At 69.0% G+C, this 26,973-nt stretch carries 25 protein-coding genes; 16 read left to right on the forward strand and 9 right to left on the reverse strand.

Going from position 1 to position 26,973, the window contains the following annotated elements:
- From V6D00_10945 to ribD, 3 genes are all read right to left on the reverse strand, one after another.
- Positions 1 to 193 (reverse strand): hypothetical protein (locus V6D00_10945; protein ID HEY9899687.1); only part of this gene is annotated, 193 nt, incomplete at its 3' end.
- Between the two features lie 152 nt (positions 194 to 345).
- Positions 346 to 1,845, reverse strand: coding sequence for an aldehyde dehydrogenase family protein (locus tag V6D00_10950; GenBank protein HEY9899688.1), 1,500 nt, complete (start codon positions 1,843 to 1,845; stop codon positions 346 to 348).
- 56 nt (positions 1,846 to 1,901) lie between these two features.
- The gene (gene ribD, locus V6D00_10955; GenBank protein ID HEY9899689.1) at positions 1,902 to 3,008 is read right to left on the reverse strand and encodes a bifunctional diaminohydroxyphosphoribosylaminopyrimidine deaminase/5-amino-6-(5-phosphoribosylamino)uracil reductase RibD; all 1,107 of its coding nucleotides are present in this window, start codon (positions 3,006 to 3,008) and stop codon (positions 1,902 to 1,904) included.
- Positions 3,009 to 3,078: 70 nt separating this feature from the next.
- Between ribD and V6D00_10960 the strand changes: the two genes are divergently transcribed.
- From V6D00_10960 to fusA, 7 genes are all read left to right on the forward strand, one after another.
- Complete coding sequence (locus V6D00_10960) at positions 3,079 to 3,924, forward strand: transporter (protein ID HEY9899690.1); 846 nt, start codon at positions 3,079 to 3,081, stop codon at positions 3,922 to 3,924.
- A gap of 168 nt (positions 3,925 to 4,092) precedes the next feature.
- Positions 4,093 to 4,380: a stage V sporulation protein S gene (locus tag V6D00_10965; GenBank protein HEY9899691.1), complete on the forward strand. Its 288-nt coding sequence runs from the start codon at positions 4,093 to 4,095 to the stop codon at positions 4,378 to 4,380.
- A gap of 181 nt (positions 4,381 to 4,561) precedes the next feature.
- Complete coding sequence (gene rplU, locus V6D00_10970) at positions 4,562 to 4,873, forward strand: 50S ribosomal protein L21 (GenBank protein HEY9899692.1); 312 nt, start codon at positions 4,562 to 4,564, stop codon at positions 4,871 to 4,873.
- A gap of 26 nt (positions 4,874 to 4,899) precedes the next feature.
- Positions 4,900 to 5,166, forward strand: coding sequence for a 50S ribosomal protein L27 (gene rpmA, locus V6D00_10975; GenBank protein ID HEY9899693.1), 267 nt, complete (start codon positions 4,900 to 4,902; stop codon positions 5,164 to 5,166).
- Positions 5,167 to 5,457: 291 nt separating this feature from the next.
- Positions 5,458 to 5,613: a hypothetical protein gene (locus V6D00_10980; protein ID HEY9899694.1), complete on the forward strand. Its 156-nt coding sequence runs from the start codon at positions 5,458 to 5,460 to the stop codon at positions 5,611 to 5,613.
- A gap of 4 nt (positions 5,614 to 5,617) precedes the next feature.
- Positions 5,618 to 9,202: an ATP-binding protein gene (locus V6D00_10985; GenBank protein HEY9899695.1), complete on the forward strand. Its 3,585-nt coding sequence runs from the start codon at positions 5,618 to 5,620 to the stop codon at positions 9,200 to 9,202.
- A 152-nt stretch (positions 9,203 to 9,354) separates the two neighbouring features.
- Positions 9,355 to 11,436 carry an elongation factor G gene (fusA, locus tag V6D00_10990; GenBank protein ID HEY9899696.1) on the forward strand — a complete coding sequence of 694 codons (2,082 nt, stop codon included), beginning with the start codon at positions 9,355 to 9,357 and terminating at the stop codon, positions 11,434 to 11,436.
- A 125-nt stretch (positions 11,437 to 11,561) separates the two neighbouring features.
- Here fusA and V6D00_10995 read toward each other — a convergent pair whose 3' ends face one another.
- Positions 11,562 to 11,873, reverse strand: a complete 312-nt coding sequence (locus tag V6D00_10995; protein ID HEY9899697.1) for an HU family DNA-binding protein — start codon at positions 11,871 to 11,873, stop codon at positions 11,562 to 11,564.
- Positions 11,874 to 12,179: 306 nt separating this feature from the next.
- On the opposite strand from V6D00_10995, the gene V6D00_11000 reads away from it, so the two are divergent.
- Genes V6D00_11000 through V6D00_11010 form a run of 3 tightly spaced genes read left to right on the forward strand, consistent with a single transcriptional unit; the run spans position 12,180 to position 14,907 of the window.
- Positions 12,180 to 12,428, forward strand: a complete 249-nt coding sequence (locus V6D00_11000; protein HEY9899698.1) for a hypothetical protein — start codon at positions 12,180 to 12,182, stop codon at positions 12,426 to 12,428.
- A 4-nt stretch (positions 12,429 to 12,432) separates the two neighbouring features.
- On the forward strand, positions 12,433 to 13,464 hold the full coding sequence (locus tag V6D00_11005; protein HEY9899699.1) for a GerMN domain-containing protein: 1,032 nt from the start codon (positions 12,433 to 12,435) through the stop codon (positions 13,462 to 13,464).
- A gap of 18 nt (positions 13,465 to 13,482) precedes the next feature.
- Positions 13,483 to 14,907, forward strand: a complete 1,425-nt coding sequence (locus V6D00_11010; protein ID HEY9899700.1) for an N-acetylmuramoyl-L-alanine amidase — start codon at positions 13,483 to 13,485, stop codon at positions 14,905 to 14,907.
- Positions 14,908 to 14,913: 6 nt separating this feature from the next.
- On the opposite strand, the gene V6D00_11015 is transcribed toward V6D00_11010, so the two are convergent.
- Both V6D00_11015 and V6D00_11020 read right to left on the reverse strand, forming a co-directional pair.
- A complete protein-coding gene (locus tag V6D00_11015) occupies positions 14,914 to 15,834 on the reverse strand; it encodes an RluA family pseudouridine synthase (GenBank protein HEY9899701.1) in 921 nt (306 codons plus the stop codon).
- A gap of 2 nt (positions 15,835 to 15,836) precedes the next feature.
- The gene (locus V6D00_11020; GenBank protein HEY9899702.1) at positions 15,837 to 18,287 is read right to left on the reverse strand and encodes an Rne/Rng family ribonuclease; all 2,451 of its coding nucleotides are present in this window, start codon (positions 18,285 to 18,287) and stop codon (positions 15,837 to 15,839) included.
- A 338-nt stretch (positions 18,288 to 18,625) separates the two neighbouring features.
- On the opposite strand from V6D00_11020, the gene ruvC reads away from it, so the two are divergent.
- From ruvC to V6D00_11050, 6 genes are all read left to right on the forward strand, one after another.
- Entirely contained in the window at positions 18,626 to 19,135 is a 510-nt protein-coding gene (gene ruvC, locus V6D00_11025; GenBank protein ID HEY9899703.1) for a crossover junction endodeoxyribonuclease RuvC, read from the forward strand.
- Between the two features lies 1 nt (position 19,136).
- Complete coding sequence (gene ruvA, locus V6D00_11030; protein HEY9899704.1) at positions 19,137 to 19,745, forward strand: Holliday junction branch migration protein RuvA; 609 nt, start codon at positions 19,137 to 19,139, stop codon at positions 19,743 to 19,745.
- 42 nt (positions 19,746 to 19,787) lie between these two features.
- Positions 19,788 to 20,879: a Holliday junction branch migration DNA helicase RuvB gene (ruvB, locus tag V6D00_11035; GenBank protein ID HEY9899705.1), complete on the forward strand. Its 1,092-nt coding sequence runs from the start codon at positions 19,788 to 19,790 to the stop codon at positions 20,877 to 20,879.
- Positions 20,880 to 21,030: 151 nt separating this feature from the next.
- A complete protein-coding gene (locus V6D00_11040; protein HEY9899706.1) occupies positions 21,031 to 21,993 on the forward strand; it encodes a branched-chain amino acid transaminase in 963 nt (320 codons plus the stop codon).
- Between the two features lie 189 nt (positions 21,994 to 22,182).
- Complete coding sequence (locus tag V6D00_11045; GenBank protein HEY9899707.1) at positions 22,183 to 23,538, forward strand: carboxypeptidase regulatory-like domain-containing protein; 1,356 nt, start codon at positions 22,183 to 22,185, stop codon at positions 23,536 to 23,538.
- Between the two features lie 251 nt (positions 23,539 to 23,789).
- Positions 23,790 to 24,686 carry a C1 family peptidase gene (locus V6D00_11050; GenBank protein HEY9899708.1) on the forward strand — a complete coding sequence of 299 codons (897 nt, stop codon included), beginning with the start codon at positions 23,790 to 23,792 and terminating at the stop codon, positions 24,684 to 24,686.
- Positions 24,687 to 24,852: 166 nt separating this feature from the next.
- Here the strand turns inward: V6D00_11050 and V6D00_11055 are convergent, their stop codons facing one another.
- The 3 genes from V6D00_11055 to V6D00_11065 are packed head-to-tail and all read right to left on the reverse strand — an operon-like array spanning position 24,853 to position 26,938.
- Positions 24,853 to 25,971 (reverse strand): DUF3326 domain-containing protein, encoded by a 1,119-nt coding sequence (locus V6D00_11055; protein ID HEY9899709.1) that lies wholly within the window; start codon positions 25,969 to 25,971, stop codon positions 24,853 to 24,855.
- A complete protein-coding gene (locus tag V6D00_11060; protein HEY9899710.1) occupies positions 25,968 to 26,132 on the reverse strand; it encodes a hypothetical protein in 165 nt (54 codons plus the stop codon). Before V6D00_11060 ends, V6D00_11055 begins: the two co-directional genes overlap by 4 nt.
- Positions 26,133 to 26,134: 2 nt before the next feature.
- Positions 26,135 to 26,938, reverse strand: coding sequence for a FliA/WhiG family RNA polymerase sigma factor (locus V6D00_11065; protein HEY9899711.1), 804 nt, complete (start codon positions 26,936 to 26,938; stop codon positions 26,135 to 26,137).
- Between the last annotated feature and the right edge of the window lie 35 nt (positions 26,939 to 26,973).

Here is a 26,973-nt window from a genome sequence, read left to right on the forward strand (position 1 = left end):
AGCGCGACTTGGTGGGGGTGGGCGCCTTGGCAGGGGGCACCTGGCGCGGCTTGACCTTGGCGGGCGCAGCCGGCGCCGGCTGGACAGACTGGGCCGACTGCACCACGGGGGCCTTGGCCTCCTCTTGCGGGCGCTGCCCCATCACGTGGGCACAGCCCGCGAGCGCCACGGCGCCTGCGAACGCCGCGATCATCAGTTTTCCGTTCGAATGACGAGCATTACGGTCCATCGTGCACGACCCTCCCTGAACACGCGGCAGAACGCGCGGCTGCCTGCATGTTCAGGTTAGGCCCTCGAAAGCGGCGAGCGTTAGCGCCCCATGGCCAACGCTTCTGGTCCGGACGACTAGCCGTGCTTGAGGTAGGTGGTCTGGGTCTCGGTGTAGAAGTCGAGGGCCGAGGGGCCCATCTCGCGCCCGCCGAAGCCCGAGTCCTTCATGCCTCCGAAGGGCAGGTGCACCTCGCTGAAGACCGTGGCGCAGTTGACGTGCGCGAGGCCGGTCGCCACGCGCTCGGCGTAGGCGAAGGCCTGGTGGATGTCCCGGGTGAAGATCGCCGAGGAGAGGCCGTAGTCCACCTCGTTGGCGACCGAGAGGGCCTCGTCGATCGAGTCGACCTCGATCACGGCGAGCACCGGCCCGAAGACCTCCTCGCAAGCCACGGCGTGCTCGGGGCGAACGCCGGTGAGCAGGGTGGGCTCGAAGAAGTAGCCCTTCTTGTACTCGCCCCCCATCCGGTGGCCGCCGTAGGCGAGAGTCGCGCCCTCCTGGCGGGCGATCCCCATGTAGCGCTCGACCTTTTCCAGGGCCTCCTGGTTGACGAGCGGGCCCATGGTGTTGTCCTCGTCGAGGCCGGGGCCGACCTTGATGGCCTGGGCGTGGGCCATGAGGCGCTCGACCAGGGGCCTGGCGACGCGCCGATCGACGATGACCCGGCTGGTGGCCGTGCAGCGCTGGCCGGTGGATCCCCAGGCTGCCACGGCGATCTCGCGGGCGGCGAGCTCGACGTCGGCATCCGCCATGACGATGGCCGCGTTCTTGCCGCCGAGCTCCAGCTGCACCTTGGCGAGGCGCCCTGCGGCCACCTGGTTGATCCGCTTGCCCACCGCGGTCGAGCCGGTAAACGAGACGGCCTTGACGCCGGGATCCTCCACCAGGGCAGCACCCACCTGGCCGTCGCCGTGGACGAGGTTGAGCACGCCCGCGCCGAGGCCCGCCTCGACGAAGGCCCTGACGATCAAGGCGGCGCAGAGGGGCGTCTGCTCGGCCGGCTTGAGCACCACGGCGTTGCCCGCCACCAGCGCGGGAACCAGCTTCCAGGCGGGGATGGCGAAAGGGAAGTTCCAGGGGGTGACCAGCGCGACCACCCCGACGGGGCGGCGCGTGGTGTAGGCGAACATCCCGGGCTGCTCGCTGGGGATGGTCTGGCCGTGCAGGCGCCGGGCCTCGGCGTTGAGGTACTCCATGGCGTTGATGCCCCGGTTGACCTCGATGCGGGCCTCGGCGATGACCTTGCCGCACTCCCAGCTCAGGACGTGGGCCAGGAGCTCGACCTGGTCGCGCAGCATGGCGATCGCCCGGGCGATGACCGCGCCGCGCTGGGGGGCCGGCGTGCTCGCCCAGCCGCGCTGGGCCTGGCTCGCCGCCTCGATGGCCGCCTGGACGTCCTCCGGGCTCGAGGCGGGGAAGTCGGCGAGGACCTCCTTGAAATCGGCGGGATTCACGACCGGGAAGGTCGCCCCCGAGGCGGCCGAACGCCACTCGCCGGCCACGTGGTTGAGGCGTCCGGTCGAAAGCCATGCCTTGAGGTCGCTCAGATCGAGGCCAGGACGGGCGGTGAGGGTCATGACGGGCTCCTTCTCATGTGCGGCGATCCAGACCCCCATTGTACCGGAAGGCGGAGCTAGCCCTGGGGATGAAGATAGGCCTCCAGCCGCACGTCGTCGCCGCTCGGGTAGGCCCGCAGGCCGTACAGGGCGCGGGCATCGGCCATGGACGGGGCGCTGCGCCCCTCGATGGGGGTGGGGCTGTGCGCCCCGCCGATCAGCTTGGGGGCGACGAAGTAGACGAGCTTGTCCACCACCCCCTGCTCCAGGGCCGAGGCGTTGAGGCCCCCGCCCCCCTCGAGCAGAACCCCCGAGAGGTCGCGCCGCCCGAGCTCCGCCATCAGCCAGGCGAGATCCAGGTGGCCGCTCGGCAGTGCCGGGGCCTCGAGCACCTCGGCCCCCTGGGCCCCGAGCGCCTCGCGGCGCTTTCGCGGGGCCTCGGGGCCGACCACGATGAGAAGCGGGCTGTCGATGGTGAAGAGACGCGCCGAAAGCGGCGTCTCGGCCCCCGGGTCCACGATCACCCGGGTGGGCTGGTGCGCCCCCGGGAGCCTGGCGTCGAGGCGCGGATCGTCGGCGAGCACCGTCTTGATCCCCACCATGACGACCGAGAGCTCGGCGCGCAGGGCCTGGACGAACTCCCGCGAGACCGGTCCGCTGATCCACCTGCTCTGGCCCGCCTCGGTCGCGATCTTGCCGTCCATGGTCATGGCCATCTTCATGACGACGAAGGGCAGCCGGGTGCGGACGTGCTTGAAGAAGACCTCGTTGAGGCGCTGGGCCTCTTCGGCGCACACGCCCCAGGCGACCTTCACGCCGGCCTCGCTCAGCACGCCGGCCGCCTGCGAGGCCGTCAGGGGGTTGGGATCCGGAACGGCGAACACGACCCGCGCGATGCCGGCGTCGATCAGGGCCCGGGTGCAGGGGCCGGTGCGGCCCTGGTGGTTGCAGGGCTCGAGGGTCACGTAGGCGGTGGCGCCCCGGGCGCGATCGCCGGCTTGCTCGAGTGCGAACACCTCGGCGTGCGGCGCCCCCACCCGGGGGTGGTGGCCCTCGCCGACCACTTCCGCGTCCCGGACGATCACAGCGCCCACCATGGGGTTGGGGGCGCTCCAGCCCGCCCCCTGACGGGCGAGTTCGAGGGCGCGCAGCATCCAGCGACGGTCCTGGTCGGTTGTGATCATCTTCACGCGGGCCTTTGACATGGGGGGGAACGTGGTAGAACAAGCTTACATCCATCCTGGAGGTATCGCCATGCGCCGATGGGCCATCGCCCTCGCGTCCGTCCTGGCCGTCGCCATGCCAGCCGACGCCTACGTCATCAACCTGAACAGCGACTACATGCCGGACCCCGGCCACGTCGAGCTGCTCTCCTACGGCTCCTACTCGCCCTACACCCTGAAGGTCCTCGGCGGGGCCATCTACTCGGCCAACCCCGAGGGCTCGGCCTACCACTGGCTCGAGGCGTGGAACAGCCTCGAAGTGGGCCTGGTGGCCGACACCAGCATGACGATCATCGCCCCCTACGACCTGAGCCAGTCCTTCGACGGCGCCGAGCGCCAGAGCGGCCTCGGGGACCTGACGCTGGCCCTCGGGCGCAAGCTGTGGAGCAACGAGCTGGGCAGCTTCAAGACCCGCCTGAAGGCGAGCTTCCCGGTGGGGCCGCTCGGCGCGGGGGTCGCCGCGGTGGGGGTGGACACCATCTTCAGCCAGCAGCTGATCCAGGACGTGCTGAGCGCCACGCTCAACCTCAACTACGGCTACAACCTCCAGCAGACCGTCGCCGACGCCGAGACCCTCCTGCCGCGCACCAGCTGGCAGGGGCACGGCCTCGCTTTCGGGGTGGGGCTCGACTATGCCCTGACCCCTTCGATCGGGCTGGTGCTCGAGGCCCTGGGGCAGTTCGACGGGCACAGCGAGGCGGATCGCAGGCCCGAGCCCGAGTCGGGGGCCACGACCCTCACCCTCGCCCCCGGGCTCAGCTGGTCGCTCAGCGACGCCGTCTGCCTCCAGGCCTCGCTGCAGCTCCCGCTGCTGCGCGGGGGGTACCAGGACTCCTACCCCTACGGCGGGATGGCCGGCGTCTGCCTCGACTTCTGAGGAGCACGAGGCGCTTCGCCCTTCGAGCCGAAGGTCACAGCTCGCCTGAGAGCTTGCTCACATCGCCGGGTTTAAAACGACCTAAAGATGCTTGGCCAATGTCGCCTAGGCGCGAAAGGCCGTTTCAGCGAATGCTCCATCAAGCACGCAAGAAGGGAGCAAAACGCCATGAACCACCCCAACTTCGGGACGAATCTCTTCAAGGTCGCGAGCACCTCCAACCCCGCCTCGGTCGCGGGCGCCATCGCCGGGACCCTGCGCGAGAAGGGGCGCTGCGAGATGCAGGCCATCGGAGCGGGGGCCATCAACCAGGCCGTCAAGGCGATCGCCATCGCCCGGGGCTACGTGGCCCCGGGCGGGATGGACCTGGTCTTCGTCCCGGCCTTCCTCGACATCGAGATCCAGGGCGAGGAGCGCACCGCCATCAAGTTCGTGATCGAGCCGCGCCGGACTTAACATCGCCTTAGCCCAAGCTTGACGGTCGCTCGGCACTGGCGCTATAATCGACGACCTGTCCAGGCGTCTACGCGCCGGACAACGTCATTCGGGCGGTACCGCTCGGATCCGGTCTCAAAGACCCGAGAGGCACTCGGCTACCGGATGCGGCGCGTCTCGCAACTGAGGAGAAAGCCCAATCATGTACGCCATCATCGCCACCGGCGGCAAGCAGATCCGCGTCGAGGAAGGCCGCTTCGTCGACATCGAGCTGATCGCCGGCAACGAAGGGGACACCGTCACCTTCGACAGCGTCCTGCTCGTTTCCAAGGACGGCAAGTTCCAGGTCGGCACCCCCAGCGTCTCGGGCGCCAAGGTCACCGGCAAGATCGTCAAGCACGGCAAGGGGCCCAAGCTGATCGTCTACAAGATGCGCCCCAAGAAGCACTACCGTCGCAAGAACGGCCACCGTCAGCCCTTCACCCGGGTGATGGTCGAGTCGATCAGCTTCTAAGCCTTTAGAAAGGACCGCATCGAAAAATGGCACACAAAAAAGGGGTAGGCTCCACCCGTAACGGCCGCGACTCCAACGCCCAGCGCCTCGGCGTCAAGAAGTACGGCGGCGAGAAGGTCATCGCCGGCAACATCATCGTTCGTCAGCGCGGCACCCAGTTCCACCCCGGCGTCAACGTCGGGATGGGCAAGGACCACACCCTGTTCGCCCTGGTCGAAGGCCTCGTGACCTTCGAGCGCTTCGGCGCCAAGCGCCAGAAGATCAGCGTCCGCCCCGCGGTCGCCAACGCGTAAGCGCTGAACCCGTCGCAACGGCCCGCCCCAGCTGGGGCGGGCCGTTCGTCTGCGAATAGCCGGGAAAAGAGCTTGCGACGGACGGATGATTGGGTGGTAGACTGGTGTTCGGAGATGTTCAACCAACGCAAGGCAGGATAACAAATCACGACCTGCCGCGAGGACCACTCATCCCGCGCGTCCAGTGATAGCCGGCGTCTCTCGACGAGACGGCACGAGCAAGAGCAGCGGTGCCCGATGATCGAGCCCCCCCAAGCCATCAAGCCAACCCACCCCCCGCGCTGGGCCGCGATGTGGGGAATGTCCCTGTTCCTGTTCAGCGCCCCGTGGCTCTCCCTTTTCAATCACCGCACCTTGATCCTGGGAATTCCCCTGATCCTGCTCTACCTCTTCGGGACGGCCGCCCTCTTGATCGCGATCTCGGCGACGATGAAATCGACCGACTAGGGCCATGGTTTCGCCCCTTCTGCTGGTTGGAGTCGCCGCGGGCTACCTCCTATTGCTGTTCCTGATCGCCTATCGCGTCGAGCGGCGACAGGCCGCGTTCGCCCCGTCGCACGTTCGCACGTTCACCTACCTCATGGCCCTCTCCGGGGTCTGGATCACCGGCTGGAGCTACCTGAGCGCGGCGGGCGGGCTGATCGACAAGGGGCTGCCCTACCTGGCCATCCAGCTCGGAGCCGGCCTCACCTTCCTGTTCGGCTGGCCCCTGATCCTGAAGGCCGTCCAGATCGCCAGGGCCCACCGCGTCACGACCCTCCCGGGCTTCCTCGCGCTCAGGTACGGGGGGTCGAGACTCCTCCCCGTGCTGGTGGCGTGCTTTCTTTTCGCGGGAACCCTTCCCTACATCGCCCTGCAACTGGGGGCGGCCGCCTATGCCTTCCAGGTGCTCACGTCCGAAGGGGGCGCCATCATCGCCCGGCCTCCGCACGCGCTGGTGCTGAGCCTGACGATGCTCCTGGCCGTCTTCTCCATCCTGTTCGGCGCCCGCCGGGCCGATCCGACCCTTCGCCACGCGGGGCTGGTCGTGACCCTCGCCATCCACGCGGCGCTCAAGCTCATCGCCCTGGCAGCCGTCGCCCTGCTTTCCCTGCGGCGCTTCCCCTCGCCCTTCGCCGACCCCGCGGTCTGGCCCCACCTGACGATCGGCAGCACCCCCGACAACACCTTCTCGAACTGGATGGGCTACCTGCTGCTGAGCATGGGCGCGGTCGTCCTGCTGCCCTCCATCTTTCACGTGTGCGTGGTGGAGAACACCCGCGAGGCGGACATCGTGACGGCCCGGTGGGCCTTCCCCCTCCACTCCCTGGTCCTGTACGCCCTCTTGATCCCCATCGCCCTGGGCGGGGCCCTCGCCGGCCTCTCCGGCGCCGGGGTGCAGGCCTCCGTCCTGGTGCTGCCCTGGCAAGCGGGCTCGCTCCAATTGAGCCTGCTCGCCTACCTGGGGGCGATCGCCGCGGCCTCGGGGATGGCCGTCGTCACGGTCCTGGCGCTCACCAACATCGTGATGAGCGACCTGCTGCTGCCCGCCCTCAGGCGCCACGTGCACGCGCTGGGGCCCTACCTGCGGCCGCTGAGGTGGGGGATCATCCTCGGCGTCGCGCTGTCGGCCTTCGGGATGTGGGCCCTCACCGACGTCGCCTTCCTCGCCCAGTTCGGCCTGGTCTCCTTCATCGCCGCGGCTCAGCTCGCTCCCGCCTTCTTCCTGGGGCTGGTCTGGCCCGGGCTGCCGGGGCGAGCGGTCACGTGGGGCCTGGGGCTCTCAATTTTCCCCTGGCTCTACACCGCCCTGCTGCCGAATCTCGCCGGCAAGATCCCCCTGCTATCGGCGATCGTCGCGCGCGGACCGTGGGGGATCGACTGGCTTCGCCCCACGGCCATGTTCGGGATGAGCGGGCTGGACCCCTACGTCCATGCGGCCTTCTGGTGCCTGGCGGCGAACATGGGGGCGATCCTCCTGTGCGCGCTGCGGCGTCCACTGTCGACCGAGCGCGAGCAGCGCGCGATCGCGCTGCTGAAGGGTGACAAGCGCTCGCTCGGCCTTCACCGCCGGCTCCTCAAGGCGATCTCGCCAGAGGAGATGGAGGCCGTCCTGAGGCGCTTCCTGGAACCGGATCAGGCCGACTCCGAGCTCGCGCGGATCCGCCGCACCCTCGAGACGGTCGATCTGCCCCTCGAGACCAGGCAGCTGATGGCCCGCCAGGACCTCGAGCGCGTCCTGAGCGGACCGCTCGGGCCGGCGATCGCCGGCGCCGTGGTCCGGCAGTACTTCCCCATCGCGGAAGAGCCCGTCCCGGACGCCCTCGAGGCCTTCAAGACGATGGAGCAGGCGCTCGCCCTCAACCGGGCGGACCTGATCAACCGCCTCAAGGAGATGGGCGTCCTCAACGCGGTGGCCGAGCGCCTGGTGGCCGAGCGGGATCCCGAGCGCATGCTCGCCGAGGTCGGCGCGCTCCTGAGCGACAGCTTCCAGCTCGACCTGGTGGGCACGCTGCTTATCGAGGGCGACCAGGGGCGCCTGAGCGGCCGGCACGGCTTCAGGGCGAGCGACGATCGCTCGTTCAGGATTCCCGAGGGCTCGGTGCTCGAAGAAGCGATCCGATCGCGCGCGCTCCGGGTCCTGACGCTGCCTCTGGAGGTGGACCCGCGCGATCCCTTCATGCGAGGCGAGGGGCTCGAGACCCTGGTCTACGTCCCGATCTCGCTGCCCGAGAACCTGATCGGCATGCTCGTCTGCGGCATCCGGGGCACGCCCCGGCACGTCTCCCCCGAGTTCAAGAACCTCCTGAGCGCGATCGCCAGCGAGCTCGCCCTTGCGATCGCCAACGCCCTGCACCGGCAGCGCGAGGACCAGCTCAGGCGGCAGCTCGAGGTCACCCTGGACAACCTGGCGGACGCGGTGGCGGTGGTCCAGCAAGACGGCCGCATCGTCCTGATCAACGACGCGTTCGCCGGGCTCATCCAGGCCAGCGACAAGGAACGCCTCCTCGGCATGAGCCTCGGCGAGCTGGTGGCGACGGTCGCGCTCAGGGACCTCTCGGGGACGGCGATCCCCCAGGAGCGCAGCGCGACCTTCCAGGCCCTGAAGGGGAGGAAGATCGACCTCCAGGCGTGCTGGACGGGGCTGCAAGGCCGGCGCTACGTCGTCAGCATCTCCAGCGTCCCCATCTTCGACGCCAAGGGGACGGCAATCCAGGCCGTCACCGTCATCCGGGACATCACCGAGATCTACCAGCTCAAGGAGGCCCTCGAGGAGCGCGTCGAAGAGCGAACCACCGAGCTCTCGCGCGAGCGGGACCTCCTCAAGAGCGCCAACGAGAAGCTCGCGGCGGCCCTCGAGGACCTCCGCAGCCTGGAGAAGGTGAAGGCCGCCTTCGTGAACGCCGTCTCCCACGACCTGCGCATCCCGCTCACCGGCATCGTCGGCTATGCGGAGCTCCTGGAGGAGGGGATCGGCGGAGCGCTCGGCGAGCAGCAGCTGGACTTCGTGACCCAGATCATGGAGGCGTCCCGGCGAATGACCCGCCTGCTCAACGAGTTCCTGGACTACGCCCGGATGGAGTCCGGCCAGTTCGCGATCGAGCCGCGCGCGCTCGATCTCGCGGAGCTCGTCCCGCAGGCGATCGCGGGCTTTCGGCCTGCCGTCGACAAGAAGGGAGTCACCCTGAGCGCGGCGATCGCCCCGGAGCTCCCCGAGGTCTCGGCGGACCCCGACCGGATCACCCAGATCCTGGGCAACCTGCTCTCCAACGCCGTCAAGTTCACCCCCCCGGGCGGGGAAATCCGGGTGAGCGCCCATCCTCGCGGGCAAAGCGTCGTGCTCGAGGTGGCCAACGACGGCCCCGGGATCCCCCCCGAGGCCCTGCCCCACATGTTCGAGCGCTTCTTCCAGACCGAGTCGGGGCGCCAGGCGGGAGGCACCGGGCTCGGCCTCTCCATCGTCAAGAGCCTGGTGGAGGCCCACGGCGGCGAGGTCTGGGTCGAATCGACCCCGGGCAAGGACACGACCTTCCGCTTCACCCTCCCCGTGGCCTGAAGCAACCTGCCTCCGGTTTGGCCAAGCACTTCCGTCCCCTCGCGAATTGATCCCCGGGCGCTGCGATCGCATCATCGGCTCGGAAAACCCCGGCTCGCCCAGCGTGCGAGCAGGGGAAAAGGCAACGCGAGCGTGAGAGGGAGGGCCGAGCCATGAGCGCCACCGCGAGGATCCGCAACGTCGCCGTCATCGGAGCCCACGGGGTCGGCAAGACGACCCTGGTCGAGTGCATGCTCTTCGACATGACCATGGTCCCGCAGCGTGGGCGGATCGAGACGGGCAACACCGCCACCGATTTCGACAGCGAGGAGATCCTGCGCCAGATGTCGATCCAGACGGGCATCGCCTCGGGCGAATGGCGCGACCACGCCATCAACCTGCTCGACGTGCCGGGCAGCCACGACTTCTCGACCGACGCCCGGCTGGCCATGGCCATGGCCGACGCGGCCGTCCTCGTCGTCAACGCCGGCAAGGGGGTGGACGCCAACACCCGCAAGGCCTTCGAAACGGCCCGCGAGCTGGGGCTGAGCGTCTTCATCTTCATCAACGGGGTCGAGCAGGACACGGCCAAGGACTACCCCTTGATCCTGCAGGAGATCCACGAGCGGCTGACCCCCGGTGCGGTGCCGCTCGAGCTGCCCGTCGGCAGGGGCCGGACCTTCAAGGGCGACGTGGACCTGGTCGGCCTCAGGACCTGGTACTTCGCCCCCGAGTCGGGCGAGGTCACCGAGGTCCCCGACACCCCGCCGGAGCTCGCCGAGCTGGTCCAGCGCTACCACACCTCCATGGTCGAGGGGGTCGCCGAGCTTCACGACGAGGTCCTCGAGCGCTACCTGGGCGGCCAGGAGCCGGCACAGGCGGAGCTTGCGGCGCTGCTGCGCGCCGACACCCTCGAAAACAAGCTGGTCCCGGTCATGTGCGGCTCCGCCTTGGGCAACGCCGGCGTGCGTCCCCTGCTGGATGCGATCGTCGACCTTCTGCCCTCGCCGCTCGATCGCAGGCCCCCGGCCGTGATCGACCTCGACACCCAGGCCCAGGTCCCGGTGGCCCCCACCCCGGACGCGCCGGCAGCGGCGGTCGTGCTCAAGACCTTCGCGGATCCCTACCTCGGCAAGATCAGCGTCTTCCGGGTGCTGTCGGGGACGATTTCCTCCGACTCCCACCTCTTCAACTCCCGGCGCCAGGCCCCCGAGCGGCTGGGCCGCCTCTTCAAGCTCGTCGGAAAGAAGCAGACGCCTGTCGATCGGCTCCTGGCGGGCGACATCGGGGCCACCACCAAGCTCAAGGAGACCCAGACCGGCGACACGCTGGTGGCCGAGGGTCACTCCCAGCGGCGGCTCGCCTATCCCATGCCGGAGCCTGCGACCTCCATCTGGTCGGTGGCCATCTCGCCCCTCTCCAAGAACGACGAGGCCAAGCTCGCGATCGCCCTTGCCAAGCTCCGAGAGGAGGACCCCGCCCTGGGGGTCTCGGTGGAGGGCCGGACCCACCGCACCGTCCTGAGCGGCCAGGGGCAGACCCACCTGGAGGTGACCCTGGCCAAGCTCGCCAACCGCTACAACCTGGAGGTCTCGCAGGCCGAGCCCGAGGTCCCCTACCGCGAGACGATCGCGGGCCGCGCCCAGGGGCAGGGCAAGCACAAGAAGCAGACCGGCGGGCGCGGCCAGTACGGGGACGTGTGGCTAAGGATCGAGCCCCTTGCGCGCGGGGCGGGGTTCAAGTTCGTGGACGCGGTGGTGGGCGGGGCCGTGCCGCGCAACTTCATCCCCGCGGTCGAGAAGGGGGTGCGCGAAACCCTGGAGCAGGGGATCGTCGCGGGCTACCCCATCGTCGACGTCCAGGTGACGCTGTACGACGGCTCATCCCACTCGGTCGACAGCTCTGAGATGGCCTTCAAGATGGCCGCGCACCTGGCCATGCGCAAGGTGTTCGCCGAGGCGCAACCGCTGCTGCTTGAGCCCATCCTGGACGTCCAGGTGTCGGCCCCCGAGGAGGCCCTCGGTGACGTCATGGGCGATCTCAACGGCAGGCGCGCGCACATCGAGGGGATGGAGGGCACCTCCATCCGCGCCAAGGTGCCCCTTGCCGAGCTCGCGGGCCTGGTGACGGCGGTGCAGAGCATCACCCGCGGCCAGGGGACCCTGGAGTCGACCTTCGCCCACTACCAGGAGGTTCCGCCCCACCTGCAGGCCAGGCTGCTCTCTGAGCTGAAGGCGGAGACGGCCGCCCACTGAGGGGCGGCCGTCACGAAAGTTTGCAATTCCCTCTCGGTCGACCCTGAACTTATGTGAACCCATCGAGCCTCTCTAGAACGCCGAAAAGCCCCGGAGGCAATGCCTCCGGGGCTCTCGATCAAGCGCTAGCGGCCGCGGCCGGCGCCGGCGAGCTGCTTCTTGCGGCCCTCGATCCGCTCCTTGAGGTTCTTGCCGGCGGTCCAGACCGGGCTCTTCTTGGCGGGGATCTTGAGGACGGCGCCGGTGCGGGGGTTGCGACCCTCGCGGGCGGCGCGCTGGCGGACCTGGAAGGTGCCGAAGCCGACCAGGGTCACCTTGTGGCCGCGCGACAGGGCCTGCGAGATGGCCTCGATGGTGGCGTTGAGGCACTCGCCGGCTTCCTTCTGGGAAACCTTCGCCTTGGTGCTGATGGCCTTGATGAGCTCTTCCTTGTTCATAGCGGGTCTTTCCTCCTAGTGTGAGATGAAGAGTGTGGGATGGGGCGCCTTTCCTGAACGGCGTAACAAAGTTTAATGAACTTGAGTGTGATTATAGGAACCCACTTCTGAAAAAGCAAGGGGTCGAGCGTTTTTTCGGAAAAAAAATTTTACAAGCGCGCCTCACCCCTGCCTATCGCCGCCCCCGACACGGCCAAGGGCGGCCCTTTCAGGGGGGGTGCCGCGGTGCTATACTGAAGAAAAACGATTGCCCGGATCTCGCCCCTCCCGGCCCGAGATCCCGGCCTGTCACGGAGGGTTAACGCCATCGCCGGCCATTCAAAGTGGGCGAACATCAAGCACACCAAGGCGAAGCAGGACGCCCGAAAAGGCGCCGTGTTCACCGAGATGTCGCGCGAGATCATCATCGCCGCCAGGACCGGGGGCTCCGACCCCGCGGGCAACTTCCGCCTGTGCCAGGCCATCGACAAGGTCAAGCTCGACGGCGTGCAGCGCGTCTGCTCCAACTTCGAGCTGCCCGACGCGCTGATGGCCGACCTCCCGGCGCTGGCCTAGCCCCATGGCTCGTTCGCCGCGCGTCGCCCTCACTGCCCTCGCCCTCGCCCTCGCGCTGGGGGCGGGGCTCGTCGCTTTCTGGAGGCAAGGCAAGCCCGCGGAGCGCGCCGGGGCGCGCGAGGTGACCCTCTACTACCTGGACCCCCAGGCCATGTTCCTGGTCCCCGTCAGCCGCCGCCTTCCTTTGCCTCCCGGCACCGACCGGGCGCTGCAAGCGGCCCTGGATCGGCTCGAAGACGTCCCGCCGGGCCTCGCGAGCGCCCTTCCCCCCATGACCCGAGCGACGGTCAGTGGGATCAAGGACGGAAAGGCGGGGGTCACCCTTCGCCTCTCGGGCGCTGCCCCGGGCAGCGGCGGCGAGCAGCTGATGGCCGCCGCCGTGGTCCGGACCGCCGGGGCCATCGACGGGATCCAGGAGGTCGCCCTTTCGCTCGAGGGCCCCGACGGCAAGCCGCTCGCGAGCGAGCACCTGGACCTCTCGCAGCCCCTCTCGCCCACGGACCCCGGCATGGAGAACCTCTACCTCGAGGGCGGCAACGGCCTGACCGTGACCATCTACTACCGCGTGCCCCGCTCCTCCTACCTGGTCCCCGTCCGGGTCCCCCTGCCGGCCGCCTACCAGAACGAACCGCTCAAGGGTGGCTTCGCGCTCCTGCTCGACGGCCCGCCGCCGGCGCTCGCCGCCTTCCTTTCCCCCAGCCTGCCGGGCGCCTGGCGCTGGAACGGCCTCGAGGGGACCACCGCCCGCATCCTGTGGAAGGGGAGCGAGCCTCCGCAGCCGCTCGCCATCCGCGCCCTGGCCCTCACCCTGACCGAGCGAGAAGGCATCCGGGCGGTGCGCATCGACACGGAAGCAGGCCCCCTCGCGACCAAGGTGGGTCCCTTCGACCTGGGCCGTCCCGTCCCGCGCCCCGAGGCGATCAACCCGCTCGACGACAAGGTGTCGGTGCTCGGCGCCCCGGGTATGACCGTTAGACCGGCGACGGGCCCCCTCGCGCTCAGGGGCGAGCAGGCTCGCGCCGGGCTCGCCGTTTAAGCCCCAGGGAGGGTCCCGTTGCGCCGCATCGCCAGCATCTTCGCGCTCGTGAGCGTCGTGGCCTCCGCCGTGACGCTCGCGAGCGGCGCCGAAGCCGCCGAACAGGCCCAGATCCGCCTCTTCGGCTTCGAGCGCGCCAGCGGCGAGGTCGTGCTCTACGCCGACGCCCCCTTGGCCCCCAAGGCCTTCCACCTGGACCACCCCTACCGCTGGGTGGTGGATCTGCCGAACACGCGCTACTCGGGGCTCACCAAGAACCTCGGCCCGATCGCGGGCACCCCCGTCCGGGGCGTGCGCCTCTCCCTGTTCAAGAGCGGCACCGCCCGGCTGGTCTTCGACCTGTCGCGCAAGGCCGAGTTCCCGCAGGTGGCGACCATCCCCCGCCCCGGCAGCCACAAGCTGGCCTTCAAGGTGGCCGCCCCGCAGGCTCAGGCGCCGACGCCCCCCCCTGAGCCCGCCTCGCCCGAGCCGACCCCTCGCACCGCCACGCCGCGCCCGGTGATCCGCCGCAGCCCGCAGCCGCGCGCCACCGAGGCCCCCGCGCGATCCGCGGGCCTCGCCCTTCACCGGGTGGGCGACGGCTGGGAGCTGACCATCACCACCCAGCAGCCCGTCACCTACGTCCTCTCGCCCCGCACCCGTGCCGACCGCGTGATCTTCGACCTGCAGGGGGCGGGCGCCGAGCTGCCCAAGGACAGCCTGTACGTTGACAACGGGCTGATCGCGCGCGTCCGGGTGGCGCCGCTCGGCGACCGAACCCACCGGGTCACCGTGGAGTTCGACCAGCCCATCAAGCATGCCCTCGACCTGAGCGAGAACCGCCGCGTCCTCACCCTGAGCCTCGGCGCGGCGGTGCTGGACAAGGGAGCGACCGCCAGCGCGCGCAAGAGCGCCGAGGAGAAGCGCATCACCATCGACGCGGGCCACGGGGGGATGGACCCCGGCACCATCGGCGCCCACGGCACCCTCGAGAAGGACATCACCCTCCAGATGGCCCTTCGCCTGCGCAAGCTGATGCAGGACTCGGGGATGGAGGTCCAGATGACGCGCACCGAGGACATGCAGATCATGCTCCGGCCGCGGGTCGACATTGGCGACGCCTTCGACTCGGACGTTTTCATCTCGATTCACGCCAACCACGTGGGCGACCCGAGCGTGTCGGGGATCGAGACCTACTACTTCACCCCCAAGTCGCTTCCCCTGGCCCGCTCGGTCCACAAGCGGCTGGTCAACGCGCTGCAGCGGCGCGATCGCGGCATCCGCCGCAACAACTTCGTGGTGGTCAAGTACAACAAGATGCCCGCGGTGCTGGTGGAGCTCGGGTACCTCTCGAACCCCACCGAGGAGCGCCTTCTCACGAGTCCCCAGTACCAGCAGCGGGCCGCCGAGGCCATCCTCGTGGGCGTCCAGGACTACTTCCGGACGCGATCGCTCAAGCAGTAAGGTCGATCAGCGGGACCGCAGGTAGCGCAGGAGGGCCTCGAAGCGCTCGGGCACGGGGGCCTCGAAGGTCATTCGCGCGCCCGTGCGCGGGTGGTCGAAGGACAGCCGGAAGGCGTGAAGGGCCTGCCCGCTCAGCTTGACCGGGAAGGGCACCTTGGCGGGCCCGTAGACCGGATCCCCCACGATGGGATGCCCCAGGTGGGCCATGTGGACCCGGATCTGGTGGGTGCGACCGGTTGCGAGCTGCAAATCGAGCAGCGTCGCGTCCCGGAAGGCCTCCGCCACCTGCCAGTGCGTCAGGGCCTCGCGGCCGCCCGGCACCACGGCCATCTTGACGCGCTCGCTGGGATGGCGCGCGATGGGCGCCTCCACCCTGCCGGCGTCGGTGGCCATCACCCCGTGGACGATCGCCCGGTACTCGCGCCGGGCCGTCTTGGCCGCGATCTGGGCCGAAAGCGACTGGTGCGCCAGGTCCGTCTTGGCCACCACGAGCAGGCCCGAGGTGTCCTTGTCGAGGCGGTGCACGATTCCAGGCCGGGCCACCCCCCCGATGCCGGAGAGGTCCTTGCAGTGGTGCAGCAGGGCGTTGACCAGGGTCCCCTCCCAGGCGCCGGGGGCAGGGTGGGTGACCATCCCCTGGGGCTTGTTGACCACCAGCAGGTCGGAGTCCTCGTAGACCACGTCCAGGGGGATGTCCTGGGGCAACACGTTCAGCTCGCGCGGCGGCGGCACGTCGAGCGTCACCTTCTCGCCCCCCTTGAGGCGGGCGCTGGGCTTGGCAGAGCGGCCCTCGAGCAAGACCGATCCCGCCTGGATCAGCTCCTGAAGGCGGGATCGAGAGACGTCGGGCACGTGGCCCGCGATGAAGTGATCGAGCCGCTGCCCCTTCGCCTCCAAGGGCACCGAGAGCAAGAGCGGCTCGTCCACGATTACTCCTTGGTCTTGCGGGTCCGGGTCGTCCGGCGCCGGGCCGGAGCGCGACGCGCGGGCTTGGCCTCGGCCTCCTCGGCGCCCTCCTCGGCCTCGGCCGCTTCGGCCTCGGGGGCCTCCACCGGCTCGGCCACGGGGGGCGCGACCTCGACGGGCGCTTCCACCGCAACGGGCTCCTCGCTCGCCTCGGGGGTCTCCTCGGCTGCCGCCTTGGCGGCGCGGCCCTTCACGGGGCGACGGCGGGCCGTCTTGCGGACCGGGGCGACCTCCTCGACGGCAGGGGCCTCGGGCTCGGCGACGACCTCTTCGGCCGGCGCCGCGGCTTCGGGCTCGAGCACGGGCTCGACGACCGGCTCGACCACGCTCACCTCGATGGGGGCCTCGGCGGCGGGTGCCGCCTCGAGGACCGGGGCGGGGATCTCGGCGCCTTCCTCGACCGGCACCAGCTGCATGACGCCGGGGGCGACCTCGATCATCTGCATCTTGGGGCGTGGACGGGACTTGGGCCGGAACACCCGGACCGGAGCCGCGACCGGCTCGGCAACCGCCGGAGCGGGGGCCTGAGCGGCCTCGCCCCAGGGCGACGGGCCCGCTGCGACCACGGGGGCCGCTACGGGAGCCACCTCGACGGGGGCCTCGGGGCGGGGTTCGAAGCGGGGACGCTCGCGATCCCGGTCCCGACCGCGACCACGCTCACCGCGCTCACCGCGCTCGCCGCGCTCGCCGCGCTCGCCGCGCTCGCCGCGCTCGCCGCGCTCGCCGCGCTCACGGCCGCGCTCGCGGCCGCGGCCGCGCTCCCGGTCCTGGCGCTCGGGACGCGCATGACGCTCGGTCAGCTCCTCCTCGGAAGGGGCGAAGGCCTCGAGCTCCATGGCCTCGAAGGAGAAGCCCGGGACGCTCGGAGCCGGCGCGCTCGCGGCGGGCTCGATGAACGGCTCCTCTTCCTCCTCCTCGCCGGCGAAGGAGGTCGTCAGGACCTGCGTGCCCTCCTCGGCGCGCTCGCCACCCCGGCCGCGACCCCGGCCGCGACGGCGGCGACGGCGGCGCTGGTTCTCCTCCTCGGCCTCGGCCGCGAGATCCATCCGGGGACCGACGCTCGGATAGGCGGGCGCCTCGATGACGATGGGCTCCTCGATGATCTCCTCGACCAGCTCGACGGCGGCCTCCTCGGCGTTGCGAGCGGGGCGGGTCTCGACGCGGGCCGTGGGCAGGGCCACGTGCTCGGCGGGCAGCACCTCGTTGCGCAGGCGGCCGAGACCCAGGCAGGTCGGGCAGGTCTTGGTAAGCTGCTCGAGCAGGCTCTGGCCCTGGCGACGGCGCGAGAGCTCCATCAGGCCGTGCTCGGAGAACTGGCTGGTGATCTGGGGCCGGCTCTTGTCGGACTTGATCGCCTCGTTCATGGCCTGGATGACCTTCTGCTGGTCGGCCTGGTAGTCCATGGAGATGAAGTCGACGATGATGATGCCGCCGATGTCGCGCAGGCGGATCTGACGCGCGATCTCGACCGCGGCCTCGAGGTTGGTCTTGAGGACCGTCTCGTTGAGGCTCTTGGAGTTGGTGAGCTTGCCCGAGTTGACGTCGATGACGGTCAGGGCCTCGGTGGCCTCGATGACGACGGAGCCGCCCGAGGGCAGGTTGACCTTGGGCTTGAGGGCCGACTCGATCTCGCTGGCGATGCGGTAGTGGGGCATCAGGGGGGTGCGGGCCCGGTGGACCATCAGGTTGCGGACCATCTCGGGCATCCAGCTCGAGAGGATCGATCGCGCGCGCTGGAAGGCGTCCTGGCTATCGACGACGATGCGCTCGGTGTCGTGGGTGAGGCGATCGCGCAGCACGCGGGTCAAGAGGTCGTTGTCGCGGTAGAGCAGGGCGGGCGGGTTCTTGAGCTGGGCGCCGTGGAGGATCTCGGTCCACTTCTCGATCAGCTCCTCGACGTCTCGCTTGAGCTCCTCTTCCGAGCAGCCGGCGGCCTCGGTGCGGACGATCAGGCCGTGGCCCGGGTCCTTGAGCTCGGAGGCGATCCGGCGAAGGCGCTCGCGCTCCTGCGCGTCGGTGATCATGCGGGACATGCAGACCCGGTTGTCGTGAGGCACGAAGACCAGGTAGCGCCCGGGAATCGAGAGGCGGCCGGTGAGGCGCGCTCCCTTGGTGCCCGTGGGGGCCTTCGCGATCTGCACCAGGAGCTTCTCGCCGGTGCGGATGGGCTGGGGCTTGGAGCGCTTGCGCGGGCTGATGGCGGTGGGCAGGTCCGCCATGTGGATGAAGCCGTTCTTGTCGTGGCCGATGTTGATGAAGGCGGCCTCGATGGCGGGCACCACCGACTCGACGCGGCCGAGCACGATGTCGCCGACGAGCTGCTCGCCCTGGCGAAGCACGAACTCGACGGCCTTCCCGTCCTCGAACACGACGGCCAGGTCATCCGCCTCGCTGATCACGATTTCTTTTTTCACGAAGACTTCCTATTGAAGAAAGAGACAGGCGGAGCGGGGCTCCGAAGAGAGGGGGCCGTAGGCACGGAAGGCCCGGCGCCTGCCTGGTGGGTGGAGGGTTCCCGCGCTCAACCGCACAGCCCCGGGCCGGTCGGGCCCGAAACGTCATCCCTTCCTTTCATCTCTTCCGTCTGAGGTTCTTCGGCGCTCGAATCGAGGGCGCGACCACGGAAAAGTGGGACGGGAGCACAGGAACAAAACGTTTGGGCTCAGTGTAACAGGGGGCTTTACAACGGTCAAGAGAGCTTGGTTGAAAGGGCGCTTGCCAAGCCCCCCGCCGCGCTCCTATGATAGCCGCCATGCGCGTGTTAGGAATCGACCCGGGGACCGCCACCGTGGGCTACGGCGTCGTCGACATGGACGACGACTACCGCTGCACCCTGGTCGCCTGCGGGGTGGTCACCACCAGTAGCAAGCTGCCGATGCCCGAGCGCCTGCGCATCATCCACGACGACGTGTCCGAGCTGATCGAAACCTACCGGCCCGGCGTGGTGGTGGTCGAGAAGCTCTTCGCCTTCCGCAACGTCACCACGGTCATCAGCGTGGCCGAGGCCCGCGGGGTGATCCTGCTCGCCAGCCAGCAGGCCGGCTGCCGAATCGCCGAGTACACCCCCATGGAGGTCAAGCTCACCATCACGGGCTACGGCCGCGCCCAGAAGCCCGAGATCCAGGAGCGGGTCCGCGACATGCTCAACCTCCAGGCCATCCCCAGGCCCGACGACGCGGCCGACGCCCTCGCCTTCGCCCTCACCCACGCCCAGTACCTCGAGGGGCACATGGTCGCGGTCTCCGACCAGGCGGTTCTATAACATGATCATCCGACTCAGAGGCGAGCTCGCCCACGCCGGCCTCGACTACGCCATCCTCGACGTGGGGGGCGTCGGCTACCAGGTCTATCTGAGCGCCCGGGTGCTTTCTCGGCTGCCCGGTATCGGGCAGCCCTTCACCTGCTTCACCCACCTGGTCCACCGCGAGGACGCCATGCTCCTCTACGGCTTCGCCTCGCTCGAGGAGCGCGAGCTTTTCCTCATGTTGACCTCGGTCAGCGGGGTGGGCACCAAGACCGGCCTCGGGGTCCTCTCGATCATGGACGCGCCCGAGGTGGTGTCGGCGATCGCGATGGGGGATGCCAAGCGCCTCGCCAAGGCCCCGGGGGTCGGCAAGAAGACCGCCGAGCGCATCATCCTCGAGCTGAAGGAGAAGCTGAGCGCCAAGCGATCCGCCTACCGGGACCTGGCCCCGCTGCCCGCGGGCGCCTCCTACGCCCCGGTCGCCGACGCGTTCGCCGAGGCGGAGCTTGCGCTCTTGAGCCTCGGCTTCGACCCCGACGAGATCGCAGGCGCCCTCTCGCGGATCCCCGCGGGCACCTCGGTCGAGGACGCCATCCGGCAGGCCATCCAGGCGCTTTCCGGGCCCTAGGTGGTACAATTGTTCGAGTAGCATCCCGCCCAGGAGGTTCCCGTGGCCATCGTCCCATCCCTCGGCTCCAAAGGCATGCCCGAGCGGCCCAAGCCCGACGCCGTCGAGCGCGCCGTCCTCGACCCGGCGCCGGCCGTCGAGGAGACCCCCCTCGAGACCTCCCTGCGCCCCCAGTCCCTCGACGACTACACCGGCCAGTCGGGCCTCAAGGAGAGCCTGCGGATCGCCATCGACGCGGCCAAGCACCGCGCCGAGCCCCTCGACCACCTCCTGTTCTACGGGCCGCCCGGCCTGGGCAAGACCTCGATCAGCCTCATCATCGCCAAGGAGATGGGGGTCAACATCCGGATCACCTCGGCGCCCGCCCTGGAGCGCCCGCGCGACATCGCGGGCCTGCTGGTCAGCCTACAGCCGGGCGACATCCTGTTCATCGACGAGATCCACCGCCTCAACCGCCTGGCCGAGGAGATCCTCTACCCGGCCATGGAGGACTTCAGCCTCGACATCACCATCGGCAAGGGCCAGACGGCGCGCATCAAGCGCCTGCCCCTCAGGCGCTTCACCCTGATCGGGGCGACCACCCGTGCGGGTGCCCTGAGCGCGCCCCTGCGCGATCGCTTCGGCCTGATCCAGCGCCTCGAGTTCTACCGCCCCGAGGAGCTCGCCATGATCCTCAGCCGCGCGGCCGCCATCCTCAAGGTCGACCTGACGCCCGAGGGCTCCGAGGTCATCGCTGGCCGCAGCCGCGGCACCCCGCGCATCGCCAACCGGCTGCTCAAGCGGGTGCGCGACTACGCCCAGGTCAAGGCGGGCGGCACGGTGAGCGCCGAAATCGCCGCCGAGGCCCTCGACAAGCTCAGGATCGACCCGCTGGGGCTGGATCCCACCGATCGGCACCTGCTCGAGCTCATCATCAAGGGGTTCAACGGCGGTCCCGTCGGCATCGAAACGCTCGCGACCGCCATCAGCGAGGACGCCACCACCATCGAGGACGTCTACGAGCCCTACCTCCTGCAATCCGGCCTCCTGAGCCGTACTCCGCGCGGCCGAATGGTCACCCCCCTCGCCTACAAGCACCTGGGAATCAAGGTGCCCCGCGAGGCGCAGGGGCTGTTCGCCGACCTCGAGGGCTGAGCCCTCGATCGGCTCCAGCAGCGGCCTCGGCCTCTGACGGCGCGCGCCAAAGCGTGGTATCCTTAGTCTTGAGCGAACGGGCAGCCGCAACGGAGCGGAGCCCACTTCCTGGGGTCCGGCCCTTGAGCCGGATGCAGAAAGGGTAAGACAAATGGCAAAACAGCTGGCCTTCTTCAAGGGCAAGGTCGTTCCCATCGAAGAGGCAAACATCAGCATCCTGACCCACGCCTTCAACTACGGCACGGGCTGCTTCGAAGGGATCCGCGGCTACTGGAACCCCGAGAAGGAGGAGATGTTCGCCCTCTTCCTCGAGGAGCACTACCGCCGGATGTTCCGCTCGGCCAAGATCCTCTTCATGGAGGTCCCCTATTCCCTGACCGAGCTGGTCGAGATCACGATGGACCTGATCCGTCAGTGTGACTACCGGCAGGACATCTACATCCGTCCGACCCTCTACAAGGCGGACCCGGTGATGGGGGTCCGCCTGCACAACCTCAAGGATGACCTCTGCATCTACGTGATCCCCATGGGCACCTACGTGGACGTGGACCGCGGCCTCAAGTGCGGCGTGAGCTCGTGGCGCCGGATCGACGACAACGCGATCCCCGCGCGCGCCAAGGTCGTCGGCGGCTACATCAACTCGGCCCTCGCCAAGACCGAGGCCTTCCACCGCGGCTTCGACGAGGCGATCTTCCTCAACGCCGACGGCCACGTCTGCGAGGGCTCCGCCGAGAACCTCTTCATCGTCCGCGAGGGGACGCTCGTCACCCCCGGCCAGTACGACAACATCCTGGAGGGCGTGACCCGCCGCGCGATCATGGAGATCGCCGAGAAGGAGCTGGGGCTCACCACCGACTGCCGCCCCATCGACCGCACCGAGCTGATGATCGCCGACGAGATGTTGCTCTGCGGCACCGGCGCCCAGGTCGCCTGGGTCGAGAGCGTCGATAACCGCTCGATCGGCGACGGCACCATGGGGCCCATCACCCACAAGATCCGCGAGATCTACTACGACGCCGTTCGCGGCAACCTGCCCCGGTACGGCCACTGGGTCAAGCCCGTCTACGGCGCCCAGGCCCCGGCCGCCGACAAGGCCGCCGCAAGCCACGCCTAGCAGCTGAGCTCGCTCGAGCGCCCGCCGGATCGATCCGGCGGGCGCTTTTACTTGAAATCTCCTCAATTCTTAACCTGGAATTAGCCATCTCCTCGCAAGATCCCGGATCCGCCTCCCGATAAGTAATTCAAGGCAATTAACACCGCCTTAAAGACACAGTCCTCGAACGGGAAGGGAAAGGTGAGTCAGGTGAACGCACGCCGCTTGCTCAACATCATCACCACGCTGCTGGCCGTCTCGGCGGTCGTCGGATGCGGACGCGTCCCCACCCAGCCCTTCGAGGGAGACGGCAGCAGCACCGGCGGCTTCGGCCAGATTTCCCAGGTCCCCACCGGCGAGATCCGCGGCCGCGTCGTCAACGCCCAGAGCAACCTCGGCATCGCCGGGGTCACCGTCACCCTGATGGGCTCGGCGATCGGCGGCAACCGCAGCACCACCACCGACGGCGCGGGCGAGTTCACCCTCACCCAGGTGCCCGCCACCAAGCAGAAGCTCAGCCTCAGCAAGGCCGGCTTCACCTACCTGGCGTCGAACGGCGACGTGGTCGTCGACGTGATGGCCGGCACCAGCGTCACCGCCCCCCAGATCCTGATGAGCGAAGGGGTCGACCTGCAGACCAACGCCTTCGTCGGCGCCTTCTCCGGCGTGAAGCTCCCCAAGTACCTGGCCTTCGACGCCACCCGCAACCACATCTACGCCGCGACCGTCACGACCAAGGATCCCCTCACCGGCGTCAACCTCGGCATCGAGTACGACCAGATCCAGCGCTTCGACACCAACGGCGGGGTCCTCAAGTCCTTCGGCGCTACGTATGTCACCTCCATCTCCAAGCACATCTTCCAGCCGGAGGGGATGACCACCGACCAGGGCGGCAACGTCCTGCTCTGCGACCCCCAGGGTTTCACCGGCCCCGACAACCCCATCAAGCGCTATGACCTGAACGGCGAGATCATCCCCCCCATCCAGAACAGCTTCAGCCAGGTGGGCAAGCCCCTCGACATCGCGGCCCTCCCCAAGAGCGGCGGCTACGCGGTGGTCAACACCCTCGGCAAGATCCTCGTCTACGACTCGTCGCTCACCCTCAAGAAGACGATCGCCGTCGGCACCACCCTCAAGGCCATCGCCGCAGACAAGGACGACAACCTCTACGCGGTGGACGCGGGCCAGGGCTCGGTCATCAAGAAGTACGACCTGAAGTCGGCGACCCCCGAGCAGCCCGTCTTCTACACCGGCACCATCGGCGGCCGCGGCGCCAACCAGTTCACGGGCCCCACCGACATCGCGGTCGACAACCGCAACGGCGACATCTACGTGGTCGACTCGGGCAACAACCGCGTGGTGCGGCTGAGCAGCCAGGGCACCTACCTCTCGGAGTTCGGCGGGATGGGCAGCGCCGCGGATGCCGCCCGCAACGTCGCCCAGTTCAACAGCCCCACCGGCATCGTCATCGACAACGGCGGCTACCTCTACGTCAGCGACACGAAGAACAACCGCATCATGAAGTTCGCCCCCTCGCCCCTGCGCCAGGTCGGCCAGAGCTTCTAGGTCCCACCCAGAACGCACCCGGCCCGGCCCCTCGGATCGAGGGGCCGGGCCCTTCCTTATTAGTGGGTCGGAACCGAAAAAAGAAATTGGCCAATTCGACGAAAAGTCCTTGACCTCGACCCTCGATCGATCGTATAGTGAACCCACAAAGTTAAGAGAAGGTTGTGGAGCAACGAAGCACCTTAACCAAAAATCAACCTCTTAACCTACTCACCCTCGGGGCCCCGCCCCCCATTAGGAGAATCGCCGCAGTGAAGACCAAAGCCTTTGCCTGGTTGTCGTCCACCGTCGTCCTCGCCGGCATCCTCGCCGGTTGCGGCATCAACTCGGGCGTCGGCATCAACGGCGACGCGACCGTCAGCAAGACCGCCAAGATCTTCGCGGACGGCAACGGCGTGGCCCGCCGGTTCGGCTACAAGTTCGTCGGCGGCCACCTGGGCATGCCCGGCATCGGTCTTCCCAACCGCGCGGTTCTCCCCGCGATGGCCGACCTCCGCACCAGCGGCAAGGTGAGCCCCGTGTACGACCAGGGCCAGCTCGGCGCCTGCACCGCCTTCGCGATGGGCAAGGGCCTCCGCGAGACCCTGACCAACATCTCCGGCAAGCCCTCGCAGTCCCTCAGCGCCATGTACGTCTACTACAAGGAGCGCGAGCGGATGGGCACCATCAACGAGGACTCCGGCGCGATGATGGTCGACGGCATGGAGGTCCTCAAGGCCAACGGTGCCGCCCTCGACAGCACGATGCCCTACAACGTCGCCAAGTTCAAGGAAGCTCCCAGCGCCAAGGCCGAGGCCGAAGCCGCCGGCTTCAAGATCGAGGACTTCACCCTCCTCAACGGCCTCGACCAGCTCAAGGCCGAGCTCGCCAAGGGCAACCCCGCGGTCTTCGGCTACACCGTCTACAAGAGCTTCATGAGCCCGACCGTGGCCAAGACCGGCATGATGCCGATGCCCAAGCCCGGCGAGCAGATCCTCGGCGGCCACGCGGTCTTCATCGTCGGCTACGACGACGCCAAGCAGGTGCTCATCATCAAGAACAGCTGGGGCGGCGGCTGGGGCGACAAGGGCTACTTCTACATGCCCTACGCCTACGTGACGGCCGACAAGGTCGACGAGATCTACGTCGCCAAGGCCAGCAACCGCTAAGCCTCACGCAGCTTGAAGTCGCCCCCGGACCTCGGTCCGGGGGCGACTCGTTTTATTCCCCGCCTCCCGGTGGGACGGGGTTAGGGTGAACGTCTAACGAAACTGCTCCTTCAAGCCGCTTACAGCGGCCACCACGACACATGCCCGGTTTTGTTAGATGTGAAAATCAAGTTCCTTGCGCCCTCGATGGGGGCTCGGAACGTTTAGATCCCCCACCCCCGCCCCACCGGGGGGCGGGGAGAGGGGGCAAGGGGGACAGGGGGCGCAGGATGGACTGGGGGGAGAGGCCCTCCTTGAGGGCCAAGAGCGCGCCTGCGGCCTCGAGATAGGTGCCGACCTCGAGGACGCCCGACAGTCCCAGGCTGACGGGGTCCGCCTGCGAGGCGACGGCGTTGCCCTTCACCGCGATCACCGGGATCCCCCGGTGATGGGCCGCGAGCACCGGGATGCCCCCGCACGCCCCCCACGGCGCGACCACCGCGTCCACCTGCTCGAAAGCAAGATCGCCGCGCTCCTTCTGGGCGAGGGGCGCCAGGCGCGGCGCGCGGCGCAGGCCCTCCAGGATGCACGGCAAGAAGGTGAAGCCCACGGACTCGGCCGCCACCCTCGGGTCCACCCGCATGGGGCGATCCGGCGACTCGTAGGGGGCGTGCGCGCACGGCACCCCCAGGGCGCGCGTCACGATGTGGGAGAGGATCGCCTCGAGTCCCCCGATGGGGTCCGGCCCAGAACCCGCCAGGTACGCTTCGGTCTCGGCCTCGGGCAGCTCCGGCATGCGGGTGACCAGGGCGATCGCCGTGGCCCCTTGCGCCAACAGCGCCCGCGCCCCCTCGAGCAGGACCTCGGGGTTCTCGACCTCGCCCGAGCTCGCGCCCATGGCGCCGAGCACGATCCGAGATCGCACCGGCTCGCAGGTCGCTAGCCAGCCCACCATCGGCACCCCCTGGACCGCCCGGCAGGCATCGGCCGCCGTGAGCAGGTGCAGGAGCCCCTCGGGGTCAGCATCAACGATCGTCCGATCGATCAGGAGGCCCACCCGGTTCGCGCGCACCGGCCGCAGCACCCCTTCTCGCAGGCAGAAGCGATCGAGCATCCCGCCCTCCACGTACCAGACGTTGGACCGGGCCGCGAACAGGCTCGCGGCGTTGACGACGTTGGGGTGGGTGACGAGGCGATCGCAGGCGGCGGCCAGCAGGTTGGCCGCGGGCGTCGCATCGCCGGCGTAGCCTCCGACCTCGGCCCCGAGGCCGGTGGGGACGATCATGAGGGCGGTGAAGGGGGTCATGACTGGAGGGCCGCCTCCACGCGCAGGCGATCGCCCTCGAGGGCCGTGACGGCCCAGCGCAGGGGGATGGCCCCTGTCTCGGCGCGCAGGCGATCCTCGATCCAGGCCGGATCGAGCGCTCCTTCGGGGCGGGGCAGGTGCACGGTGGCGTGACGGATCATGCTCAGGACTTGGCGCGAGCGGAGCGCGCGGGCTTGGCGGCGCCCTCGATGCCCAGATAGCGATTGATGGCGGTCCGCAGGCGCAGGGCCGCCTGGGTGTGGAGCTGGCAGACGCGCGACTCGGTGACGCCCAGGACCTGGCCGATCTCCTTGAGGGTCAGGCCCTCGTGGTAGTAGAGGGCCAGCAGCTGCTTCTCGCGAGGGGGCAGGGCGTCGATGGCCGAGGCCAGCTGCTCGCGGAACTCGCGGTCCTCCAGCTGGGCGCTCGGGCCCGGCCGGTCGTCCACCATGGTGTCGACCCAGCTGAGGCTCTGGCCGTCCTCGCCCACCTGGACCAGCTCGTCGAGCGAGAGGAAGGGCGAGGTCGCAGCAGCCATCATGCCCGCGAGCTCGTCGGTCGAGACGCCCATGGCCTGGGCGATCTCGGCTTCGGTGGCGTGACGCCCGAGCGCGCCTTCCAGCTGGCTGATGACGGCCGAGAGCTCCCGGCCGCGCGCGCGCACCGAGCGCGGCACCCAGTCCTGGCTGCGCAGCTCGTCGATGATGGCCCCCCGGACCCGGGTCATGGCGAAGGTCTCGAACTTGACGCCGCGCTCGGGCGAGAACCGCTCGATGGCGTGGATCAGCCCGATGACGCCGTACCCGTAGAGGTCGTCGTGGTCGATGGTCGCAGGAAGGGTGACCGCCAGGCGGCCCACCACGTAACGGACCATGGGGGCATACTGGAGGATCAGCTGCTCGCGGCTCTCCCGGTCGCCCTCGGTCGTGTACTTCTTCCAGAGCTCAGCGGTGCCGGTGGCCGCCATTCAACCTCCTGTGGAACGCGTGAGGGTCCCGCCCC

It is taken from the genome of Pantanalinema sp. (assembly GCA_036704125.1).
Taxonomy (GTDB): Bacteria; Cyanobacteriota; Sericytochromatia; order S15B-MN24; family UBA4093; genus JAGIBK01.